This is a genomic window from Pedobacter sp. NJ-S-72 (genome assembly GCF_053890575.1).
This window is the reverse complement of the sequence record NZ_CM132681.1, coordinates 2,328,335-2,347,649: the sequence shown is the minus strand read 5'-3', so window position 1 is coordinate 2,347,649 and position 19,315 is coordinate 2,328,335. Positions and strand designations below refer to the sequence as shown.

The window sequence follows — 19,315 nt, the reverse complement described above, 5'->3', positions numbered from 1 at the left end:
GGATGAAGTTAATTAAATTACAGCTTCATTTTTTGAATTCTTACAGCATTTAAAATCGCCAGAAGGGCAACACCAACATCTGCAATTACGGCTTCCCACAAAGTAGCAACCCCGCCGGCACCCAAAATCAGGACAATCACTTTTACGCCCATTGCAAGGGCTATATTCTGCCAGACAATGTTTTTAGTCAGTCTTCCGATCTTAATTGCTGTGACAATCTTTGAAGGCATATCATTCTGGATTATTACAATATCAGCAGCAGTTTCGATAGTTGCATCACTTCCCAGTCCGCCCATGGCAATACCTGCATCAGCCAATGCGACAACCGGTGCATCATTAATCCCGTCTCCAACAAAAGCAATGTGTTTGCCTTGTTGTTTCAGTTCTTCTACTTTTTCTACCTTATTTTCTGGTAACAGATCTCCAAAAGCACGATCAATGCCTAACAGGCGACCTATTTTAGTAACCACTGCCTGTTTATCGCCACTTAGCATCACAGTCTGGATTTTCATCTCATGCATTTCTTTTACTGCCTGTATTGCATCTTCTTTTAACTCATCAGCGATTGTAATAAAACCTGCAAATACACCATCTATTGCCACAACAACAACGGTGTCCTCTTCCTGAGCGACTTCGTCAGTGTATTTGATGTTAAACTGATCCAGTAATTTTGCATTTCCTGCAAGGACTTGTTTACCATCAATCAAACCTTTAAGCCCTTTTCCCGGTACTTCTTCTACCTCACCAATCGTTGTGCCTTTTAATACATCGCCAGCGTGTAAAGCTACAGCCATAGCAATAGGGTGGGTCGATTTGCTCTCAATAGCAGCAGTTAAGCGTAATAATTCCTTTTCATCGCCATTTACAGCAACTACCCGCTGTACTTTGAATACGCCTTTAGTCAGGGTCCCTGTTTTATCCATCACGACTGTATTAATCGTGGTCATCACATCCAGAAAATTCGATCCTTTAAACAGAATCCCGTTTTTTGAAGCTAAACCTATCCCGCCAAAATAACCTAATGGGATAGAAACAACCAGTGCACATGGACAGCTGATTACAAGAAAAACAAGGCCGCGGTATAACCAGTCAGCAAAAACATAATTTGATACAAATAAATAAGGCAGAGCTACCACCAGTACCGCTAAAGCGAATACAATTGGGGTATAGACTTTTGCGAATCTGGAAATGAACAGTTGTGTTTTTGATTTTCGTGCTGTTGCATCCTGTACCATTTCAAGTATCCTGTTCAGTTTACTATCTTTAAATAAAGCAAGTACTTTCACTTCAACCGCAGTATTCAGGTTAATCATCCCGGCTAATACGCTATCACCCTTTGTTTTAGAGTCAGGTTTGCTCTCTCCGGTCATCGCAGATGTATTAAAGGTTCCTTTGTCTGACACCAGTTCGCCATCTAAAGCTACTTTTTCTCCGGGTCTTACCTGGATTAGTTCACCAATTTCAACATCTGCCGGTTTTACCGTCACAACTTTGCCATCTCTGATCACATCGACTGTGTCCGGGCGGATATCCAGTAAAGCTTTGATACTGCGTTTTGCGTTGTCAACTGCTACATCCTGAAACCATTCACCTATAGAATAAAATACCATTACCGCTACCCCTTCACTGTAAGAACCGATAGAGAAAGCACCAATAGTGGCTACGCTCATCAGGAAAAATTCGTTGAAGAAATCCAGATGCATTGCTTTTTTGAAAGCAAGCTTCAGCACCTCGTAACCAGCTAGTAAATAGCTGCGCCGAAAATAATCAGGGATATCGGGTTTTCCGGTATAATTTTGAAACCGTATTCCAGTGTCAGCATGATTGCCAGTATAGCTAAAGAAGATAATAGGGGAATCTGGCCTCTCCAGCCAGAATCTCCACCACCGTGGCTGTGCCCGTCATGGTCGTGGTCATCGTGATTATGATCATCGTGACTATGTCCGTCATGTGTATGACCTTCGTGGCTATGTGTATGTAGTTTGGAATTGTTTTCTTTCTGCGCTACGGCAGGTTTTCTGTCTGCAACCACTTCTGTTTCACAGCAGTTGCCTATGTTTTTTGAGGCCATAATAGTATCTTAAGTCAAAAGAGAGCCATTAAGCTACGCTTTTTCTGATTCTCTATAACAAAGGTACTTTAAACAGGAGCGCAATAGTATTGCAAAAATTAAACGCATTTATTACAAACACCTTTGACAATCAGATTTACCTCTTCAGTTTTAAAACCATCTGGTAAAGGGATCTGTGGAATATGGTGTTTAGGCAGGCAGGAGGTCTCCCGGCAGGTATTACAGAAAAAATGAACGTGTAAATCATGGTGATGTCCGGCTTCGCAATCATTTTCACAAAGCGCATATTTAGTCGCACCAGAGCCGTCATCAATACTATGAACCAGGCCTTTTTCTTCAAACTTCTTTAAAGCACGGTATAGGGTAATTCTGTCAGAAGGGTCTAGCCCTTTTTCTAAATCCGTTAAACTAATAGCTGAAGTCTGTTTTAACAGGAAATCCAATACCAGTAACCGCATTGCTGTAGGATTGATGTTTTTCTGCTTTAAGATTACTTCTATGTTTTCGGTCATGGTATACGGGTTAATACAGCGCTGCAAACAGCGTATAAAAATAAAGTATCACAACCCAAAGATCGTGATACTTTAAAATATATAGGTAATTTATTAGTAATATCTGTTAGCCGCGGCCTCTGCCACCTCTTCCGTGATCCCCTCTGTCACCACCATGGCCTCTATCACCACCACCGTGATTACCTCTGTCTCCACGGTCATGTCTGTCGCCTCTGTCATTGCCTCTTCCCCAGCCATTTCCTCTATCGTGACCATTTCCCCAACCATTACCTCTTCCTCTATTGTAATCTCTGTGGTCGTTGCGGTAATTATTTCTAACCACTACTCTGGATGGTCTGCTATAATAGTTATTACTTACATATTGTGTTCTGTAGTAATTGTGTCTTCTCCATGGATTCGAGTAATTATTAATCACTACTTTTCTGCCGCCATATAAATCGTAACCCCTGTATCTTGAAGGAAGAGAACGGGCATGAATCCATCTGCTGCCACTTAAATAAACAAATTGCTGGGTAGGTACGTAATAATAACTATCTACATCAGGCAGATAATAATAATCTACGTGATCGTAACCTCTGGGCCCCCATTGAGGTTGTGACCCAATATTAATACTTAAACTCACCTGGGCTTTTGCCGCTGGTGCAGCTGCAAGGGAAGCGATCCCGATAGCAGCTATTAAAAGTAATTTTTTCATAATGGTTCAAATTTGTGTGTGTATGTTATTTGTCAAAGTTTGTGCCATGATTATAATTGCGTTCTAATCCAATGGTCATAAACTTATTTGGTTATATTTGTGAGACAGTAATTCACGACATTTTTTAATTTATTGCCCTTAAATGAGTACGAAAACTGCTATTTCTTCCACAGCATTTGAATTGGTATCAGGCTTAGAGATTCACGTCCAGTTAAATACAAAATCGAAAATATTCTCTTCAGATAGCGCGGCATTTGGTGCAAAACCCAATGCGCATATTTCTCCTGTTTCATTGGCTTTGCCTGGTGCATTACCAAAAATGAATAAAGAAGTAGTCGGAAAAGCCATCAGAATGGGTTTGGCCCTGAACTGTACAATTAATCAGACAAACTATTTTGATAGAAAAAATTACTTCTATGCCGATCTTCCTAAAGGTTATCAGATCACACAGGACAACAAACCAATTTGCCAGCCAGAATGGTTATATTGATCTGGTCTTAAGTGATGGTACTGAAAAACGGATAGGGATCAACAGGATCCATATGGAAGAAGATGCAGGTAAAAGTCTGCATGATCAGGATGATAACTTTTCTTTTGTAGATCTGAACAGGGCAGGGGTGCCTTTGATCGAAATTGTCACTGAACCTGATATCCGCTCTGCGGAGGAAGCTTCTGTACTATTGACCGAAATGAGGAAGCTGGTCAGGCACCTTGACGTAGGTGATGGAAATATGGAAGAAGGAAGTTTCCGCTGTGATGCCAATATTTCGATCCGTGAAAACGGGACTACAGAATTTGGGACACGGTGTGAGGTAAAGAATTTAAACTCAATCCGTAATGTGCGCAGGGCGATGGAATTCGAATTTAACCGTCAGATCGAAGTGATCACAGCAGGAGGGACAATTATTCAGAGCACGTTAACCTTTGATGCAGATCAGGGAACAACTGCGCCGATGCGGACTAAAGAAATGGCGAATGACTATCGTTATTTTCCAGACCCGGATCTTCCGCCTTTACATATATCAGATGAGTGGCTTGCTGTACTGAAAGCAGGAATGCCAGCGTTACCCCGTGAAATTACAGCAAAGCTGATGGCAGACTTCGGTTTGAATAATTCTGAAGCATCCATTTTTACAGAGGATAAAGAATTACTGGACTATCTGAATGCTGCTTTAGCGTTAGTAAAGAGCCCTAAAAACCTGATTAACTGGTTAACCGGTCCGATCAGAGCGTTGTTAAATGAACAGGCTTTAACGATTACTACTTTTAAGGTGAGCCCTGCACAGCTTGCTGCGGTTGTTAATCTGGTAGAAGAAAAGAAGATAACCCAGCAAATTGCGTTACAACAGTTACTACCAGCTATTCAATCAAACCCGGAAGCGGATGCCATGGAACTTTCCGGAAAAATGAACCTGCTGATTGTTGAGAATAATGATGAGCTGTCTGGTTTTGTGGATCAGGTTATGGAAAAATTCAAACCACAGGTTGCTGCCTATAAAACCGGTAAAAAAGGAGTTCTTGGTTTGTTTGTTGGTGAAGTGATGAAAATGGCCAGAGGGAAAGCAGACCCTGCAAAAATTAACGAACTGTTATTGGAAAAATTGAAATAAGGATTAATCTATATATTATATAAATATGAACAAAATAGCCACCCTTTTAATCGTATGTGTTGCGTTTGCCGCTTGTAATGACAAAAGTAAATTTGAGATCAGCGGGAAATTTGAACATGCGAAACCACAATCAAAGGTTTATTTATACGGAATTAATAAAGCAAGTGAAACACCACTGGATTCAACGGTGTTATCAAATAAAGGAGAATTTAAGTTTAGCAAAAGCACGCCAGAAGTAGATTTTTTTAGAGTGAAGATCGATAACAGTGAATATATGCTGATTGCTAAAAATGGCGATGTGATCAAATTAGATGCAGATCTTGCAGATAAGACGCTTGCTTATAAATTATCAGGAGCAGCAGAGGCCGATAAACTGGAAGAACTGAATAAAAACAAAAACCAGTATGTAGCAAAGCTTGCAGCCTTACAGGCGCAGTTTGAAGAAAATGTAGCTAACCAGCCACATAACAGAGACGCGATTGCAAACCAGATGAGACCAGCCCTGATTAAAGAAAATGAAGGATTGGTTAATTACATCCTGAAATTCGCTATGGACAATACGACATCTCTGGCCGGATTTTATGCGATCAATTCTCTGAACCCAAGTGACTACGAGAAGGAAATGATTGCTTATTCAGAAAAAATCAAGAGTAATTTCAACAAAAATGAAGCAGTAACAGACTTCCTGATAAGAATGGCTAAGCTAAAATCTGTACAGATCGGACAGTTTGCACCAGATTTTACCATGAATACGATCGACGGAAAAACGGTTAAATTATCAGATTTAAGAGGTAAATATGTTTTGCTTGATTTCTGGGCTTCATGGTGTCAGCCTTGCAGACAGGAAAATCCGAACGTAGTTAAAGTATATAATAAGTATATAAAGAAAAGAAATTCACCATTCTGGGTGTATCCTTAGATAAAGACCCTGTAGCGTGGAAACAAGCGGTAATTGCAGATGGATTGACGTGGACACATGCCAGTGAATTGAAAGATTTTGAGAGTCCTACGGTAAGAATGTACCAGGTAGAGGCTATTCCAAGCTCATTTATATTAGATCCAACGGGTAAAATCATCGCTAAAAACCTTAGAGCAGAAGAACTTGACACATTTTTAGGGAAGACTTTACGTTAACCCTAATTCAATGTTAAACTTAGGGGCGTCATTAACAATTTGTTAACTTACTTTTAACCTAGTTATACAAATGATTACTTAATTTCGTAACAAATATTTAAAGACATGAGCGCCGTAAAACAAAAGATACTGATAGTTGATGATGAACCTGATATCTTAGAGTTAGTTGAATATAACCTTAAAAAAGAAGGTTACCAGGTTTATCTGGCGAGCAACGGACAGGATGGGATAGCGGTTTGCGAAAAAAGTGCACCCTGATCTGATCATTCTGGATATCATGATGCCTAAGATGGATGGGATTGAAGCCTGCCGTCTGATGCGTGCTATTCCTGAGTTCAAAAATACTTTCATGGTTTTTCTTACTGCAAGAAGTGAAGAGTATTCTGAAATTGCTGGTTTTAATGTAGGTGCGGACGATTACATCGCTAAGCCAATTAAGCCACGTGCTTTAGTAAGCCGTATCAATGCAATTCTGAGAAGAAACGTAAGTAATGATGAGGTTTCAGAGAACAAAGTTGAAATTGGAGATTTAGTGATCGACAGAGAGGCTTATCTTGTTTATCAGAGCGGACAGAAAGTAGTACTGGCAAAGAAAGAGTTTGAATTGCTTTATCTGCTTGCTTCTAAACCTGGTAAAGTATATACAAGAGAATCTATCCTTAAAAATATATGGGAAGATTCTGTTGTGGTAACAAACCGGACTATAGATGTGCATATCCGTAAACTGAGAGAGAAATTGGCGAAACTTACGTTGCAACCGTAAAAGGAGTAGGCTATAAATTCGAACTTTCTTAATCATTTACATTCTTATTTCAAATGGTAAAGGATGAAATTGTACTTTTGTACTGTTTTATAAATCCACACCATTGAAATATCCTTCATTCAAAGACCTCATTCTATTCGAAGACGATAATCATATCGTTGTAAATAAGCCGCCATTTGTTGCCTCATTAGACGAGCGTGGCGGCTCCGGCGAAGTTAATATACTTCGCCTTGCAAAACAGTATTCAGCTGATGCTCAGGTTTGTCACCGTTTAGACAAAGAGACTTCAGGTGCAATTATCATTGCTAAAAATCCGGAAGCCTACCGTTCAGTTTCTATGCAGTTTGAGAAACGTAAAGTAAAGAAAACATATCATGCCGTTGTTGACGGATTGTTTACGTTTAATGAGCTTTTTATCGACCTGCCTATCTTAAATGATGGAAACAGAAGCGTTACTATCGACCGTAAGGAAGGAAAACGCGCAGAAACGATTTTTAATTCCATTAAATTTTACAGACATTATACTTTAGTAGAATGTAAGCCTATTACGGGGCGTATGCACCAGATCAGGATTCACCTGGCTACGCAGCGTGCTGCAATTTGCGGCGATACCCTTTATAAAGGCAAACCTGTATTTTTGTCCAGTATCAAAAAAGGATACCGGATTGCGAAAGATGATGAAGAGCTGCCAATTATGAAGCGCTTCGCCCTGCATGCCAAACATGTTATATTTAAAGGGCTGGATGGTGAAGATATCGAAATTGATGCGCCATATCCTAAAGACTTCGCAACACTGATAAAATTGTTAGATAAATTCGATTGCTAAACCCATAAGAAATGTATGTAAGAATGGTCAACTATCTTGACGCCGTAAATCAATACCGAAGGACAAAAATCTCTAACAGGAATTTCCTCGTGATAGCGGCCATGATAGTTGGCGTTTTAGCCGGACTTGCCGCAGCACTGCTCAAAACGATTACCCATCATATTGAAGATTTTCTGCAGGATGGTTTTCACTGGCAGTACAAGTATTATCTATTCCTGGTATTTCCCTTTATTGGTATTTTGCTTTCTGTCATGTATGTCAGGCGTTTTATCCGGAAGGGAAAATTTGAAACCGGGTTAACTCCTTTGCTGTACACGATCTCTAAAAAATCAAGCAGGGTAGAACCGCATAACATCTATTCACAGATTATTACTGCGGCGCTGACTGTAGGTTTTGGAGGGTCAACCGGACTGGAAGCACCAATTGTAACCAGTGGTGGAGGGATAGGATCTTTCGTAGGCCGATTTTTAGGCCTCTCTTACCGCGAAACTACCATGCTGCTGGCATGTGGTGCAGCGGCAGGTATTGCAGGTGCATTCAACAGCCCTATTGCGGGAATAGTTTTTGCGATTGAAATACTTTTACCTGAGTTTACCATTCCGGCATTTATACCGCTGTTACTTTCTTCGGCTACGGCTGCGGTTGTAGCACGTTTCTTTTATAATGAACAATTGTTCTTCCTGGTTACCGAAGGATGGAAATTCAATTCACTGATCTGGTATGTTGTACTGGCTGTCCTGATCGGCCTGTTTTCGATGTATTTCACGAAAGCCAATTATTTTATCAAAGGCCTGTTCTACAAAATCAAACATCCTTATCAAAAGGTTATAGTTGGTGGTATAGTTCTGGGGGCAATGGTTTTCCTGTTTCCTACATTATACGGAGAAGGATATGTGACGATCAAGAACCTTTTAGGTGGAAATTATACTACGGTAATTACGAACAGTATCTTTTCATCTTATGGTAATATACCTACTGTTGTTATTTTATTCACTGCGATCACCGTATTTGCAAAATCGGCTGCTACCCTGGTTACTCTGGGTGCAGGTGGTAACGGGGGGATTTTTGCACCCAGTTTGATTATGGGCGGACTGATTGGTTTCCTTCTTGCTTTTACTATTAACACCCTGGGTATCGCCCATGTGAAATGTTTCCAATTTTATTGTAGCAGGTATGGCGGCCTCATTAAGTGCAATTATGCATGCACCGCTGACCGGAATATTCCTGATTGCTGAAATTACAGGTGGCTATATACTGATGGTTCCATTAATGATCACTTCGGCTATCGCTTACCTGATCAACAGAAGTACAAATAAATACTCCATCTATACTAAACCTCTTGCTGAGAGTGGTGAGCTGATGTCTCATGAAGACAAAGACACGACTGTATTACATATGATGAAGTTGAAATACCTGGTAGAGAAAGATTACCTGCCCCTGAATGAAGAGGAAACCATTGCAGAGAAACTACCTGAAATCCTTCAATCCAAAAGAAATATATTTCCGGTAATTGCGGAGGATAATACTTTCAAAGGACTGATTTATGTAGAAGACGTCCTGAAGAAAGCAATCAATAATCCGGCTAATCCAGATTTAACGGTACATGATCTGATGCAGACCGCTCCTTCTATTGTATTTATTTTTTCTGATTCAATGAAAACTGTCCTGAAGAAGATGGAAAAAGAGAATGCCTGGTTACTACCTGTTCTGAATGAACAGGAACAATATATCGGCTTTGTTTCCAAAACAGCAGTATTTAATAAGTACCGTGCTTTATTGAGCCGTCAGGCCGATTATATGGAGTAAATCCGATGCGGCTCTTGTCTTTTTCAAGAGCCGCATGTTTTCTCTATAACTATTTTAATGTCGTTTTAATTTCCAGAAGCTTCATTCTCAGAAGTATTCGTTTTCTTATCCTTGTTTTATCTAATAAATTGATAATCAACATTAAAATCCTTTAATGTAGGTTAAAACCGTGTCCGTACAGGCTATCTTTGGAGACGCGCGATTTGCGTTAATAAAACCCAAAGAATATGAATATTTTAATGATTGAAGACGAGCCGAAGGTTGCTGCATTTATTAAAAAGGGGCTGGAAGAACAATTGAATACCGTGACCGTCGCCTATGATGGGAGTATGGGTTGTAAAAAATGGCACTTGAAAATGATTATGAGCTGATTATACTTGATGTTATACTTCCATATATCAATGGTATGGAGGTTTGTAAACAAATCAGACAGTTAAAAAAAGAAGTTCCTATTTTAATGCTCTCTGCATTAAATACAGTAAATGATAAAGTACAGGGATTAGAGAACGGTGCTGATGATTATCTAACCAAGCCCTTTCACTTCGCTGAATTATTAGCGCGTATCAAAGCTTTAGGCAGACGCAGGGACCAGGTACTTCCCGGTACTGTTTTTAGAATCCATGATCTGGAAATGGATTGTTATAAAAAGACAGTGAGCCGTCAGGGCAAAAATATTATTCTATCCGCTAAAGAATTCACTCTGCTTGAAGTACTCATGGCCAATAAAGAGCGGGTGCTTTCCAGAGTATATATTGCTGAGGCAGTTTGGGGGATCTCATTTAACAGAGGTACCAATCTGATTGATGTTTATATCAATTATCTGCGTGCAAAGATTGATAAAGGTTTTGATAGCCCTTAATACATACCGTTATTGGAATGGGCTACGTGATCAAAGATTAATTTGAAGAGAACCGCCGTTAAACCACGATTATATTTTGATGAAAGTTAAAAACAGGTTATCACTGCAATTTACATTTATGTTCGCCATTTTACTTTTGGTGGTTCTAACGGGTATTTATTTGTTTGTAGAGCATAATCGTTTAAAGTCTTTTATGAATAAGCTCGATGAAAGAGCTGTTATTGTTGCCCAGTTTTATCTCGCTGAGGATAACCTGTCAAAAGATATATTTAAGCAGGTAGCCAAAAAGTTTCCTCAGTCACTTACTCATGAATCAATCAGGATTTATGATGACCAGTTCAATTCTAAATTTACCCGTGAGGATTCTATCAGCTGGAAACATGATTTTTTAGCACAGGTCGTTAAAAAGAAATCAATTCATATCCGTCAGGGAGAAACGCAGATCACAGGTATTTACTATCCGGATAACTCCGGTAATTTTATAGTTGTCGTTTCCGCAATTGATGACAGAGGGTTACATGATATGGAACAGTTAAGGCTGATTATGACCATGTTTTTCATCAGTTCATTGTTCATTACATTTTTTATAGGGCGTATTTTTGCGCGTATTTCTTTACAGCCAATAGTCTCGATCACAGGGAACCTGAAAAGAATAAGAGCTTCCAGTTTACATCACAGGTTACCAGTTAATGCGGCTAAAACTGACGAAACAGATAACCTGTCTTCGGCTATTAACCAGTTGCTGGAACACCTTGAGCAATCTTTCGAGAGCCAGAAATCTTTTGTTGCGAATGCCTCTCATGAATTAAGGACACCGATAACTTCTATACTGGGAGAAGCCGAAATCACTTTAATGAAAGATCGTAAGCCTGAGGAATACAAACATGCGCTGGAGGAGATTGTAGGCAGTGTCGAAAGATTGAATCATATTATTAACAGCTTAATGGAGCTGATGCAAACCAATTTAGATAACAAGGACTTTCAAAAGTATCCGGATAGATGAACTGATTTGGGAAATAGCAGATGAACTGCCTTTTAAAACCATGGTTGATCATATCAAAGTATCCTATGATTTGCCGGGTGATCAATCCAAAAGAACTTTGCAGGGAAACCGGCAGTTATTGTTCATCGCGATCAGTAATATTCTTAAAAATGCAATGAAATTTTCCGGCAATAAAGAGGTTAGCTGTAGCGTGAGTTATAAAGATAATCATGTAATTATCATCATCAGAGACAGTGGTATAGGGATTAGTGAAGATGATCTTAAAAAGATATTCCAGCCTTTTTACAGATCTGCCAATGCCTTGAATTTTCCGGGCTACGGAATTGGCCTTTCTTTAACGAATAATATTGTACGTCAGCATAATGGTTCAATCCGGGTGGAATCTATACTGGGACAGGGTACTGTTTTTTCTATTTCTTTGCCTTTAGGCTAAATACGAAGCTTACATTAGAGAGTTTTAATCAACTTCTAATCTCCATATAACCTCAATATTAAGTACTCCCTAATACCCATAACATAGCTTTGTTGTTAAAATAATAAAGCTATGCAATTGAAATTTGTGCTCCCTGTAATTCTGGTGAATATCTGTTTTTTTACCGGTGTTAATTCAGTATTTGCAAGGGATGACGGACATGATGATACCCCCCGTGATACTTTAAGTATCACGATCAAACAGGCAGAAGACCTTTTTCTCAAAAATAACCTGAGTTTAATTGCCGGTCAATATGGTATTGATGACGCAAGAGCGCAGGTAATTACTGCCCGGCTGTTTGAAAATCCGGAAGTATCCTATGAAAACATACTCTACAATGCTGAAAACAAAAAGATACTGGATGTAAGCCGTGAATCTGGTCAGCGGGCAGGGAGTATTTCGCAGCTTTTTCAAACTGCTGGTAAACGCAATAAGAATATCCGGTTAGCTAAAATAGGGGTGAAACAGGCGGAGTATCAGCTTTTCGATCTTTTGCGTACCCTTAAGTATACGCTGAGAACAGATTTTTATAAGATCTACTATCAGGAGCAATCTGCAAAAGTATATGCTAAAGAAATCAGCTCGCTATCCAAAACATTGGTTGGCTTTAAACAGCAATATGCTAAAGAAAATATTGCCCTGAAAGAAGTATTAAGAATACAATCACAGTTATACACGCTTCAATCGGAATTAAATGAGCTTAAAGATGAAATTGATGACGTACAAAGTGAATTTAAACTGCTGATCCGTACCGATGCTAAAAAGCACATTATGCCTCAGCTTGAATTTAACCTGGATGGTAAAAATGTACTCGGACAGGTTCCTTATCAAAAACTGCTTGATTCTGCTTATACAAACAGATACGATTTAAAACTAGCGAATTCTGTAATTGAATATAACAATCTCAATCTGAGACTGCAAAAATCTATGGCTATACCAGACGTCACTGTATCTGTTACTTATGACAGGCTGGCTGGATATACGCGTAATTATACCGGGCTTGGATTGAGTATCCCCCGATACCTCTTTTTAACCGTAACCAGGGCAATATTAAACAGGCAAAGATTGCCATTGATGCCAGTAAAAATGCTTTGGCACAACAGGAAGATCAGTTGTCAGTTGATCTGGATAACAGCTACCAGGCAGCTGACCGGCTGGAACGGTTATATAATAGTTTCGATCCTAAATTTAAAACAGACTTTACGCATTTGATCACAGAAGTTTATAAAAGCTATGAGAAACATAATATCAGTCTGCTTGAATTCCTGGATTTCTATGATTCTTATAAGACCAATGCTATACAACTAAACAATCTGCAGCTTAACCGCATCAGTTCTTTGGAACAGCTGAATTTTGTGACAGGTACACCATTTTTTAATCAGCAATAACCTCTTTATATGCATAATTATAAAATATTGACTATGGCAGTTGCAATCGGCACTACTGCTTTATTATTTCCATCCTGCACCCGTCATGACGCTGCACTAAAACCTGAGGATAACAAATTCCAGGTTACAGATAGCTTATTGGGCAGTTTACTAGTGGATACCGTTCAGCAAGCCAATGCAGTGTCCCAGATCACATTAACAGGAACTATTGAGCCTGATGAAAATAAGGTGGCTAAAATTTACCCGATGGTCAGCGGGGTCACAGAAAATGTGAACGTGCTATTGGGAGATGTAGTCAGCAAGGGACAAACACTGGCCAGTATGCACAGTGTTGAAGTTGCCGGGTTCTCTAAGGATCTGATTAGTGCAGAAGCGGATTTACGGGATACTAAAAGAACACTCGAAGCCACACAGGATCTATATCAGAGCGGACTGGCTTCTGGTAAAGATCTGGAACAGGCAAAGTCAGACTATAAAAAAGCACTGGCAGAAAATAGCCGGGCCAGTTCAGTTATGTCAATTAATAAAAGTGATAAACGTGGTTATCTGATTAAAGCTCCGATCAGTGGTTATATTGTTGAAAAGAACGTGACCAGTAATATGCAGGTCAGGGCAGATAACACCGAGAACCTGTTTACCATCGCTGATCTTTCTTCAGTTTATATCATTGTCAATATTTATGAATCTGATATCACCAGTGTGCAAACTGGCTATCCGGTTAAAATTACGACACTGGCCTATCCCGGAAAGATATTCACCGGAAAAATAGATAAGGTATATAATATGATAGACCGGGACAATAAGCTGATGCGTGCCCGTGTGAAAATCAGTAATCCTGGTAACTTACTGAAACCACAAATGTTCGCTAATGTGGTTGTACAGGCAAAATCAGGAGAAAACCTGCCAGTAATTAATACCCGTTCAATTGTCCTGGATAATGACCGTAATTACGTGGTGGTTAAAGATGGAAAAGCGCAGGTACGGATACAGCCAATAACCGTTTCCAAACGTGTAGAAGACAGTGCTTATATCAGCGAAGGTTTGAAACCAGGTGATCAGATCATTGCTTCAAGGCAGTTGTTTCTGTATGAATCCCTGAAATAAAATGATCCGCTTAACCTGTTTAAATTCAAGCAATGAATAAAGTAATTAAATCAATACTGGCTTTTTCGCTGAAGAATAAGTTCTTCATATTTTTCATGACGTTTCTTTTGCTGATTGGAGGATATTTCAGTTTTAAAAGTATAGCCATAGATGCTTTTCCGGATGTAACCAATACCTCATTGACCATTATTTCCCAATGGCCCGGACGCAGTGCAGAAGAAGTAGAGAAATTTGTGACCCGTCCGCTGGAAATAGCGATGAACCCGGCGCAGAAAAAAACGTCAATCAGGTCATCTTCTTTGTTTGGTCTTTCGGTGGTCAAAGTGACTTTTGAGGATAATATTGAATATGATTATGCACGTTTACAATTGAATAACCACCTTGGGGATGCCGATCTTCCTGATGGTGTTAAACCTGAAATTTCGCCGCCTTATGGCCCGACGGGTGAGATTTTCCGGTATACATTAACCAGCAGCAAGAAATCAGTAAAGGAGCTTAAAACGTTAGAAGAATGGGTGGTAGAACGTGAAATCCGTTCAGTACCCGGTGTGGCCGATGTGAATAGTTTCGGCGGTCCGACCAAGGCTTACCAGATCACGATTGATCCTGAAAAAGCAGTGCAATACGGAGTTACTCCTTTGCAGGTTTACGAGGCAGTATCCAAAAGCAATCTTAATGTTGGCGGTGATGTCATTGAGCAAAGCGGACAAGCCTATGTAGTCAGAGGGATTGGTCTGCTTAATAATATCAATGAGATTAAGAATATCATCGTTGATAATGTAAAAGGAACACCAATTTTTGTGAAAAACATCGGTGAGGTTACAGAATCAAGCTTGCCGCCTCTTGGACAGGTTGGCCGGGATGGTGACCCGGATGTGGTGGAAGGTATTGTAGTCATGCTTAAAGGTGGGAACACGAGCGAAGTCATTAAAAGTCTTAAAGCAAAAGTAGACGAGCTGAATAACAGTATCCTGCCGGATGATGTAAAGATCAATGCTTTTTATGACCGCGAAGATCTGGTGGATTTTGCGACGAATACGGTTCTTCACAATATGGCTGAAGGAATTATCTTCGTCACAGTCATCGTGTTTCTGTTCATGGCCGACTGGCGTACCACCATTATTGTGGCTATTGTAATTCCTCTGGCTTTACTGTTCGCATTTATCTGTTTGAGGTTTAAAGGAATGTCTGCCAATTTACTCTCGATGGGGGCGATTGACTTTGGGATTATCATAGATGGGGCCGTCGTCATGATGGAAGGGATCTTCGTCGTGCTTGATCACCGGGCAAAAAAAGAGGGAATGGAGAAATTCAATAAACTCAGTAAACTCGGAATGATTAAAGAAGCCTGTCTGATCAATGGTAAAGGGATCTTTTTTGCAAAGCTGATTATCATTATCGCCCTGCTGCCCATCTTCAGTTTTGAAAAAGTAGAAGGAAAAATGTTCTCTCCATTAGCATGGACGCTTGGTTTTGCTTTACTGGGTGCATTAATCCTGACTTTTACACTGGTACCAGTTATGGCAATGTACTGCTGAACAAAAATGTACGTGAAAAACGGAATTTCTTTGTCGAGTGGATTACCCGGAATTCAATGCGTCTTTTCAATTTATGTTTTAAAAGAAGAAAAGTAGCTTTTCCAATAGCCATTATCATATTAGTCATTAGTCTTTTTTGTTTTAAGTTTTTAGGTACAGAATTTTTACCGCAACTCAATGAAGGGACTATTTATGTAAGGGCAACCGGGCCTTTAAGTACTTCGCTGGGCGAATCTGTGAAACTGGCAAATGATATGCGTAAAACTTTCAGAAGTTTTCCGGAAGTCAAACAGGTTATTTCTCAGACAGGCCGCCCGGATGACGGGACAGATGCTACCGGTTTTTATAATTTAGAGTTTCACGTTGATCTTTATCCTCAAAAAGAATGGAAAAATAAAGAGAGCAAAGCAGAACTGATTGAACGTATGCAGGAAAAGCTGAAGTTTTATCCGGGGATTGATCTCAATTTTTCTCAACCGATTTCAGATTTCAGATAACGTAGAAGAGGCGGTATCCGGAGTAAAAGGATCTATTGTAATCAAATTATTTGGGGATGATCTCAAATTTGTTGAAAGCAAAGAAGAGCAGATTTTCAAGATTATGAAAGATATCAAAGGTGTCGAAGATCTTGGAATCATGCGTAACCTTGGACAGCCTGAATTGCAGATTGATCTTGATCAGGAAAAGATGGCTTTTTACGGAGTGACAACCGCAGATGCTGGTGCAGTTATTGAAACAGCTATTGGTGGGAAAGCCGCAACACAGATTTATGAAGGTGAGCGTAAGTTTGATCTGCGGATCCGCTATCCTGAAAGTTTCAGAAATAATGCAAATGCTATCGGTGATTTACGTGTACCTACACTTTCGGGTAATAAGGTTCCACTTAGAGAGATTGCTAATATTAAAAAACTGGTTGGCCCGAGTCTGATTTACCGCGATAAGCATAAAAGATACGGAGCGATTAAGTTTTCTGTTCGTGGACGGGATATGGGCAGTACCATTAAAGAGGCTCAGGAAAAAGTAAACGCGCAGGTGAAACTGCCTAAAAGTTACTTCATAGAATGGGCGGGGGATTTTGAAAACCAGCAAAGAGCAACTACCCGTTTAACACAAGTTGTTCCGATTAGTATCCTGCTTATTTTCTTTGTCCTGTTTATTCTGTTCGGTAATATCAAAGATTCTTTGCTTGTTCTGAATAATGTACCGTTTGCTATAGTGGGGGGAGTATTCGCCTTATTGCTCACTGGAATCAATTTTAGTATTTCTTCGGGGATTGGATTTATCGCTTTATTTGGGATCTGCGTGCAGAATGGGGTAATTCTGATTACCAGGTTCAAGTCAAATATCAAGGAAATGCGGTATAATCATCCCGAATGGACATTTATTGATGCTTTGAGAATAGGGGTAGAGTCGCGTATCCGTCCGGTGGTAATGACTGCAATGATGGCGGCCATTGGATTATTGCCAGCTGCATTGTCAACTGGTATCGGTTCTGAAACTTCCAGACCACTGGCTACAGTAGTTATAGGAGGATTGATTTCTGATACCCTATTTAACCTGTTTATCTTCCCAATCGTGTTTTACTGGGCTTACCGCAAAAAGGTAATGAAACAAGACAGACCTTATACTAGTCTGGCTGAATAGTTCATGATCAGGCTGGTGAGGTAACGGGGCAGGTTGTGGTCTTGTTAACATTTATGTTGGAAGGGGGTTGGAAGGGCGGTTAGCCCTTCCAACCCCCTTCCAACATAAATACCTTAAGCATGTTAACCAGTTCTTTTTGTTTATGAGTTCCAAATTCCGGTAGCTGCTGTTTTGCGGGCGTATTCACTAAAATCTGTAGGCTTTCTGCCTATTGCTTTTTCTATCCCATTAACCGTGTATGAATTTCTTCCATCCATCACCTGCGTAAATAAATAGGTAAGAAGAGAGACGTATTCTTCGGGGATTTGACTGGAAACAAGCGAGGCAACATATTCATCTGCTGATACCTGTTGATATTGGATGGCTTTTCCGGCTGCGGTATTGATCTCTTCTATAGCCTGTTTAAAAGTCAGCAAACGAGAACCTGTAACTTCATAAACCTGTCCGTGATGTCCTTCCTGCGTTAAAGCAGCAATTGCCACGTCAGCTATATCATCCGCATCGACAAATGGTTCTCCGATAGCTCCAACAGGTAAGTTCACCTGACCAGCTAAAAGATCTTCTAAAAAATAACTTTCACTAAAGTTCTGGAAGAACCAGCTTGCCCTGACTATAGTCCATTCAGCACCCGCATTCATCACTATTTTTTCACAGCGCTGTGCTTCTTCTTCTCCACGCCCAGATAATAATACTAATTTCTCTACTCCATTTTCTACGGCTAACCTGGAAAAGGATTCAATGCATCCGGGAGCGAGAGGGACAGCTAAATCAGGCTGGAAGGTTATATATACAGCTGTGATATCCGCAAGTGCAGGCTTCCAGGTAGCAGGATTATCCCAGTCGAACGGAATTTCTGCTGTTCTTGAACCGATTCTTACCGGGTAACCAAGCTGTGAAAGACGAGTGACAACTCTGCTGCCTGTTTTTCCTGTACCGCCCAGAACTAATATTTTTTTCTCTGTGTTTTTTGATGATTGCATAGTTTTATAATTTTTATATAAAACTATAGCGTACCAGTTTTTTGTTAATAGAACAAAGCCGACAGACTTTTAAATAAGTTCAGAAAGATTCTGAACGATTTCTTTGGCTTGCTTTTGATACTGAAATGGAGAAAATCCGGCGAATTCTTTAAATGACCTGATAAAATGAGATTGATCCGCATAATTATTTACATAAGCGATATCAGAAAACTTATCATAATCACTATTCCTTAACTGACTCAGAGCAGCCTGGAAACGACAAATTCTGGAGAATAATTTTGGCGAAATACCGATATGTGCTTTAAATTTTCGTTCGAGACTTCTTTCTGAAAGCTGTAAATATTCCTGTATCATTTTTAATGGCATGTCTCCATTTGAATTGATCATACTGGATAAAGCGTAATCCATAGGGGGATTAGCCTGCGTATCGTTTCTGCGGATCTGAAAGGTTAGATAAGAAAATAAGATTGCGATCTGATCATTGATATCGGGTGTCGCTAACAACTGCTCTTTCAGATAAAAGCCGTTTTTTTCTGCCAGCAGATTTAAATCCATACAAGAATCAGTTAGTTCTTCTGCATTTATCCCAAATATGGATTGAAGTGCGTTGGGATAGAAATAGATGCCCAAAGTATTAAAGCTTCCGGTTAAATTCAACACTGTATATTTTGTACTCTGACCAAAAAGAAGTGTTTCAGGCAGTTTATCCGTCTCTTTATACAAGATTCCACTAGCTGCTGGCTGGAAAAGCAAACCCGGGCAGCCGTCAGCCATAGTCCTGAAAACTTTGACCGAATTAGCTGTATCCGTGCTTTTTAGTACCCAGCAATACCTGATATAGTTTTTTTTTAAGGGTCCGGAGGATTGATTGATCTGCGATAGTTCATTTGAATTTAGGATGACGCTTCTTC

Annotated in this window: 16 protein-coding genes and 5 pseudogenes; 15 read left to right on the top strand and 6 right to left on the bottom strand. The window is 39.8% G+C overall.

Annotation, left to right across the window (positions count from 1 at the left end; translation table 11 throughout):
- Positions 1–17: 17 nt before the first annotated feature.
- The 4 genes from ACWYN3_RS15730 to ACWYN3_RS15715 all read right to left on the bottom strand — a co-directional run bounded on the left by ACWYN3_RS15730 (position 18) and on the right by ACWYN3_RS15715 (position 3,277).
- The gene (locus ACWYN3_RS15730; RefSeq protein ID WP_456221981.1) at positions 18–1,730 is read right to left on the bottom strand and encodes a heavy metal translocating P-type ATPase; all 1,713 of its coding nucleotides are present in this window, start codon (positions 1,728–1,730) and stop codon (positions 18–20) included.
- 11 nt (positions 1,731–1,741) lie between these two features.
- Positions 1,742–2,071, bottom strand: coding sequence for a hypothetical protein (locus ACWYN3_RS15725; RefSeq protein WP_456221980.1), 330 nt, complete (start codon positions 2,069–2,071; stop codon positions 1,742–1,744).
- 98 nt (positions 2,072–2,169) lie between these two features.
- On the bottom strand, positions 2,170–2,583 hold the full coding sequence (locus tag ACWYN3_RS15720) for a Fur family transcriptional regulator (RefSeq protein WP_456221979.1): 414 nt from the start codon (positions 2,581–2,583) through the stop codon (positions 2,170–2,172).
- Between the two features lie 106 nt (positions 2,584–2,689).
- Positions 2,690–3,277, bottom strand: a complete 588-nt coding sequence (locus tag ACWYN3_RS15715) for a hypothetical protein (RefSeq protein ID WP_456221978.1) — start codon at positions 3,275–3,277, stop codon at positions 2,690–2,692.
- A gap of 142 nt (positions 3,278–3,419) precedes the next feature.
- Here ACWYN3_RS15715 and ACWYN3_RS15710 point away from each other — a divergent pair, with 142 nt between their 5' ends.
- The 15 genes and pseudogenes from ACWYN3_RS15710 (at position 3,420) to ACWYN3_RS15640 (ending at position 17,424) form a co-directional block, all read left to right on the top strand.
- Complete coding sequence (locus ACWYN3_RS15710; RefSeq protein WP_456221977.1) at positions 3,420–3,767, top strand: hypothetical protein; 348 nt, start codon at positions 3,420–3,422, stop codon at positions 3,765–3,767.
- A complete protein-coding gene (gene gatB / locus ACWYN3_RS15705) occupies positions 3,694–4,887 on the top strand; it encodes an Asp-tRNA(Asn)/Glu-tRNA(Gln) amidotransferase subunit GatB (RefSeq protein WP_456221976.1) in 1,194 nt (397 codons plus the stop codon). The genes ACWYN3_RS15710 and gatB overlap by 74 nt, the downstream gene beginning before the upstream one ends.
- 25 nt (positions 4,888–4,912) lie before the next feature.
- Positions 4,913–6,021 (top strand): annotated as a pseudogene (locus tag ACWYN3_RS15700) (redoxin domain-containing protein).
- Between the two features lie 105 nt (positions 6,022–6,126).
- Positions 6,127–6,816 (top strand): annotated as a pseudogene (locus ACWYN3_RS15695) (response regulator transcription factor).
- 71 nt (positions 6,817–6,887) lie between these two features.
- Positions 6,888–7,610 carry an RluA family pseudouridine synthase gene (locus ACWYN3_RS15690; RefSeq protein ID WP_183884591.1) on the top strand — a complete coding sequence of 241 codons (723 nt, stop codon included), beginning with the start codon at positions 6,888–6,890 and terminating at the stop codon, positions 7,608–7,610.
- Between the two features lie 11 nt (positions 7,611–7,621).
- Positions 7,622–8,855: pseudogene (locus ACWYN3_RS15685) on the top strand (chloride channel protein); the annotation flags it as partial.
- A gap of 12 nt (positions 8,856–8,867) precedes the next feature.
- Positions 8,868–9,416, top strand: a complete 549-nt coding sequence (locus tag ACWYN3_RS15680; RefSeq protein ID WP_456223036.1) for a CBS domain-containing protein — start codon at positions 8,868–8,870, stop codon at positions 9,414–9,416.
- A 239-nt stretch (positions 9,417–9,655) separates the two neighbouring features.
- Positions 9,656–9,787: a hypothetical protein gene (locus ACWYN3_RS15675; protein ID WP_456221975.1), complete on the top strand. Its 132-nt coding sequence runs from the start codon at positions 9,656–9,658 to the stop codon at positions 9,785–9,787.
- Positions 9,760–10,275, top strand: a complete 516-nt coding sequence (locus tag ACWYN3_RS15670) for a response regulator transcription factor (RefSeq protein WP_456221974.1) — start codon at positions 9,760–9,762, stop codon at positions 10,273–10,275. The genes ACWYN3_RS15675 and ACWYN3_RS15670 overlap by 28 nt, the downstream gene beginning before the upstream one ends.
- Before the next feature lie 79 nt (positions 10,276–10,354).
- Entirely contained in the window at positions 10,355–11,278 is a 924-nt protein-coding gene (locus ACWYN3_RS15665) for a histidine kinase dimerization/phospho-acceptor domain-containing protein (protein ID WP_456223035.1), read from the top strand.
- A gap of 40 nt (positions 11,279–11,318) precedes the next feature.
- On the top strand, positions 11,319–11,711 hold the full coding sequence (locus ACWYN3_RS15660) for a sensor histidine kinase (protein ID WP_456221973.1): 393 nt from the start codon (positions 11,319–11,321) through the stop codon (positions 11,709–11,711).
- A 111-nt stretch (positions 11,712–11,822) separates the two neighbouring features.
- Positions 11,823–12,713, top strand: a pseudogene (locus tag ACWYN3_RS15655) (TolC family protein); the annotation flags it as partial.
- Between the two features lie 41 nt (positions 12,714–12,754).
- Positions 12,755–13,138: a TolC family protein gene (locus tag ACWYN3_RS15650; RefSeq protein ID WP_456223034.1), complete on the top strand. Its 384-nt coding sequence runs from the start codon at positions 12,755–12,757 to the stop codon at positions 13,136–13,138.
- A 33-nt stretch (positions 13,139–13,171) separates the two neighbouring features.
- Entirely contained in the window at positions 13,172–14,242 is a 1,071-nt protein-coding gene (locus tag ACWYN3_RS15645; RefSeq protein ID WP_456221972.1) for an efflux RND transporter periplasmic adaptor subunit, read from the top strand.
- A gap of 32 nt (positions 14,243–14,274) precedes the next feature.
- Positions 14,275–17,424: pseudogene (locus tag ACWYN3_RS15640) on the top strand (efflux RND transporter permease subunit).
- A gap of 140 nt (positions 17,425–17,564) precedes the next feature.
- On the opposite strand, the gene ACWYN3_RS15635 reads toward ACWYN3_RS15640, so the two are convergent.
- Both ACWYN3_RS15635 and ACWYN3_RS15630 read right to left on the bottom strand, forming a co-directional pair.
- Positions 17,565–18,404: an SDR family oxidoreductase gene (locus tag ACWYN3_RS15635; protein ID WP_456221971.1), complete on the bottom strand. Its 840-nt coding sequence runs from the start codon at positions 18,402–18,404 to the stop codon at positions 17,565–17,567.
- A gap of 69 nt (positions 18,405–18,473) precedes the next feature.
- On the bottom strand, positions 18,474–19,241 hold the full coding sequence (locus ACWYN3_RS15630) for a DUF6597 domain-containing transcriptional factor (RefSeq protein ID WP_456223033.1): 768 nt from the start codon (positions 19,239–19,241) through the stop codon (positions 18,474–18,476).
- Between the last annotated feature and the right edge of the window lie 74 nt (positions 19,242–19,315).

What these genes read in the sequence shown, in the direction of transcription:
- ACWYN3_RS15660 (WP_456221973.1), top strand. Translation starts at nt 11,319, where the DNA reads ATGGTTGATCATATCAAAGTATCCTATGATTTGCCGGGTGATCAATCC.
- ACWYN3_RS15680 (WP_456223036.1), top strand. Translation starts at nt 8,868, where the DNA reads ATGGTTCCATTAATGATCACTTCGGCTATCGCTTACCTGATCAACAGA.
- ACWYN3_RS15645 (WP_456221972.1), top strand. Translation starts at nt 13,172, where the DNA reads ATGGCAGTTGCAATCGGCACTACTGCTTTATTATTTCCATCCTGCACC.
- ACWYN3_RS15725 (WP_456221980.1), bottom strand. Translation starts at nt 2,071, where the DNA reads ATGGCCTCAAAAAACATAGGCAACTGCTGTGAAACAGAAGTGGTTGCA.
- gatB (WP_456221976.1), top strand. Translation starts at nt 3,694, where the DNA reads ATGCCGATCTTCCTAAAGGTTATCAGATCACACAGGACAACAAACCAA.
- ACWYN3_RS15635 (WP_456221971.1), bottom strand. Translation starts at nt 18,404, where the DNA reads ATGCAATCATCAAAAAACACAGAGAAAAAAATATTAGTTCTGGGCGGT.
- ACWYN3_RS15670 (WP_456221974.1), top strand. Translation starts at nt 9,760, where the DNA reads ATGGCACTTGAAAATGATTATGAGCTGATTATACTTGATGTTATACTT.
- ACWYN3_RS15675 (WP_456221975.1), top strand. Translation starts at nt 9,656, where the DNA reads ATGATTGAAGACGAGCCGAAGGTTGCTGCATTTATTAAAAAGGGGCTG.
- ACWYN3_RS15710 (WP_456221977.1), top strand. Translation starts at nt 3,420, where the DNA reads ATGAGTACGAAAACTGCTATTTCTTCCACAGCATTTGAATTGGTATCA.
- ACWYN3_RS15720 (WP_456221979.1), bottom strand. Translation starts at nt 2,583, where the DNA reads ATGACCGAAAACATAGAAGTAATCTTAAAGCAGAAAAACATCAATCCT.
- ACWYN3_RS15715 (WP_456221978.1), bottom strand. Translation starts at nt 3,277, where the DNA reads ATGAAAAAATTACTTTTAATAGCTGCTATCGGGATCGCTTCCCTTGCA.
- ACWYN3_RS15665 (WP_456223035.1), top strand. Translation starts at nt 10,355, where the DNA reads ATGAAAGTTAAAAACAGGTTATCACTGCAATTTACATTTATGTTCGCC.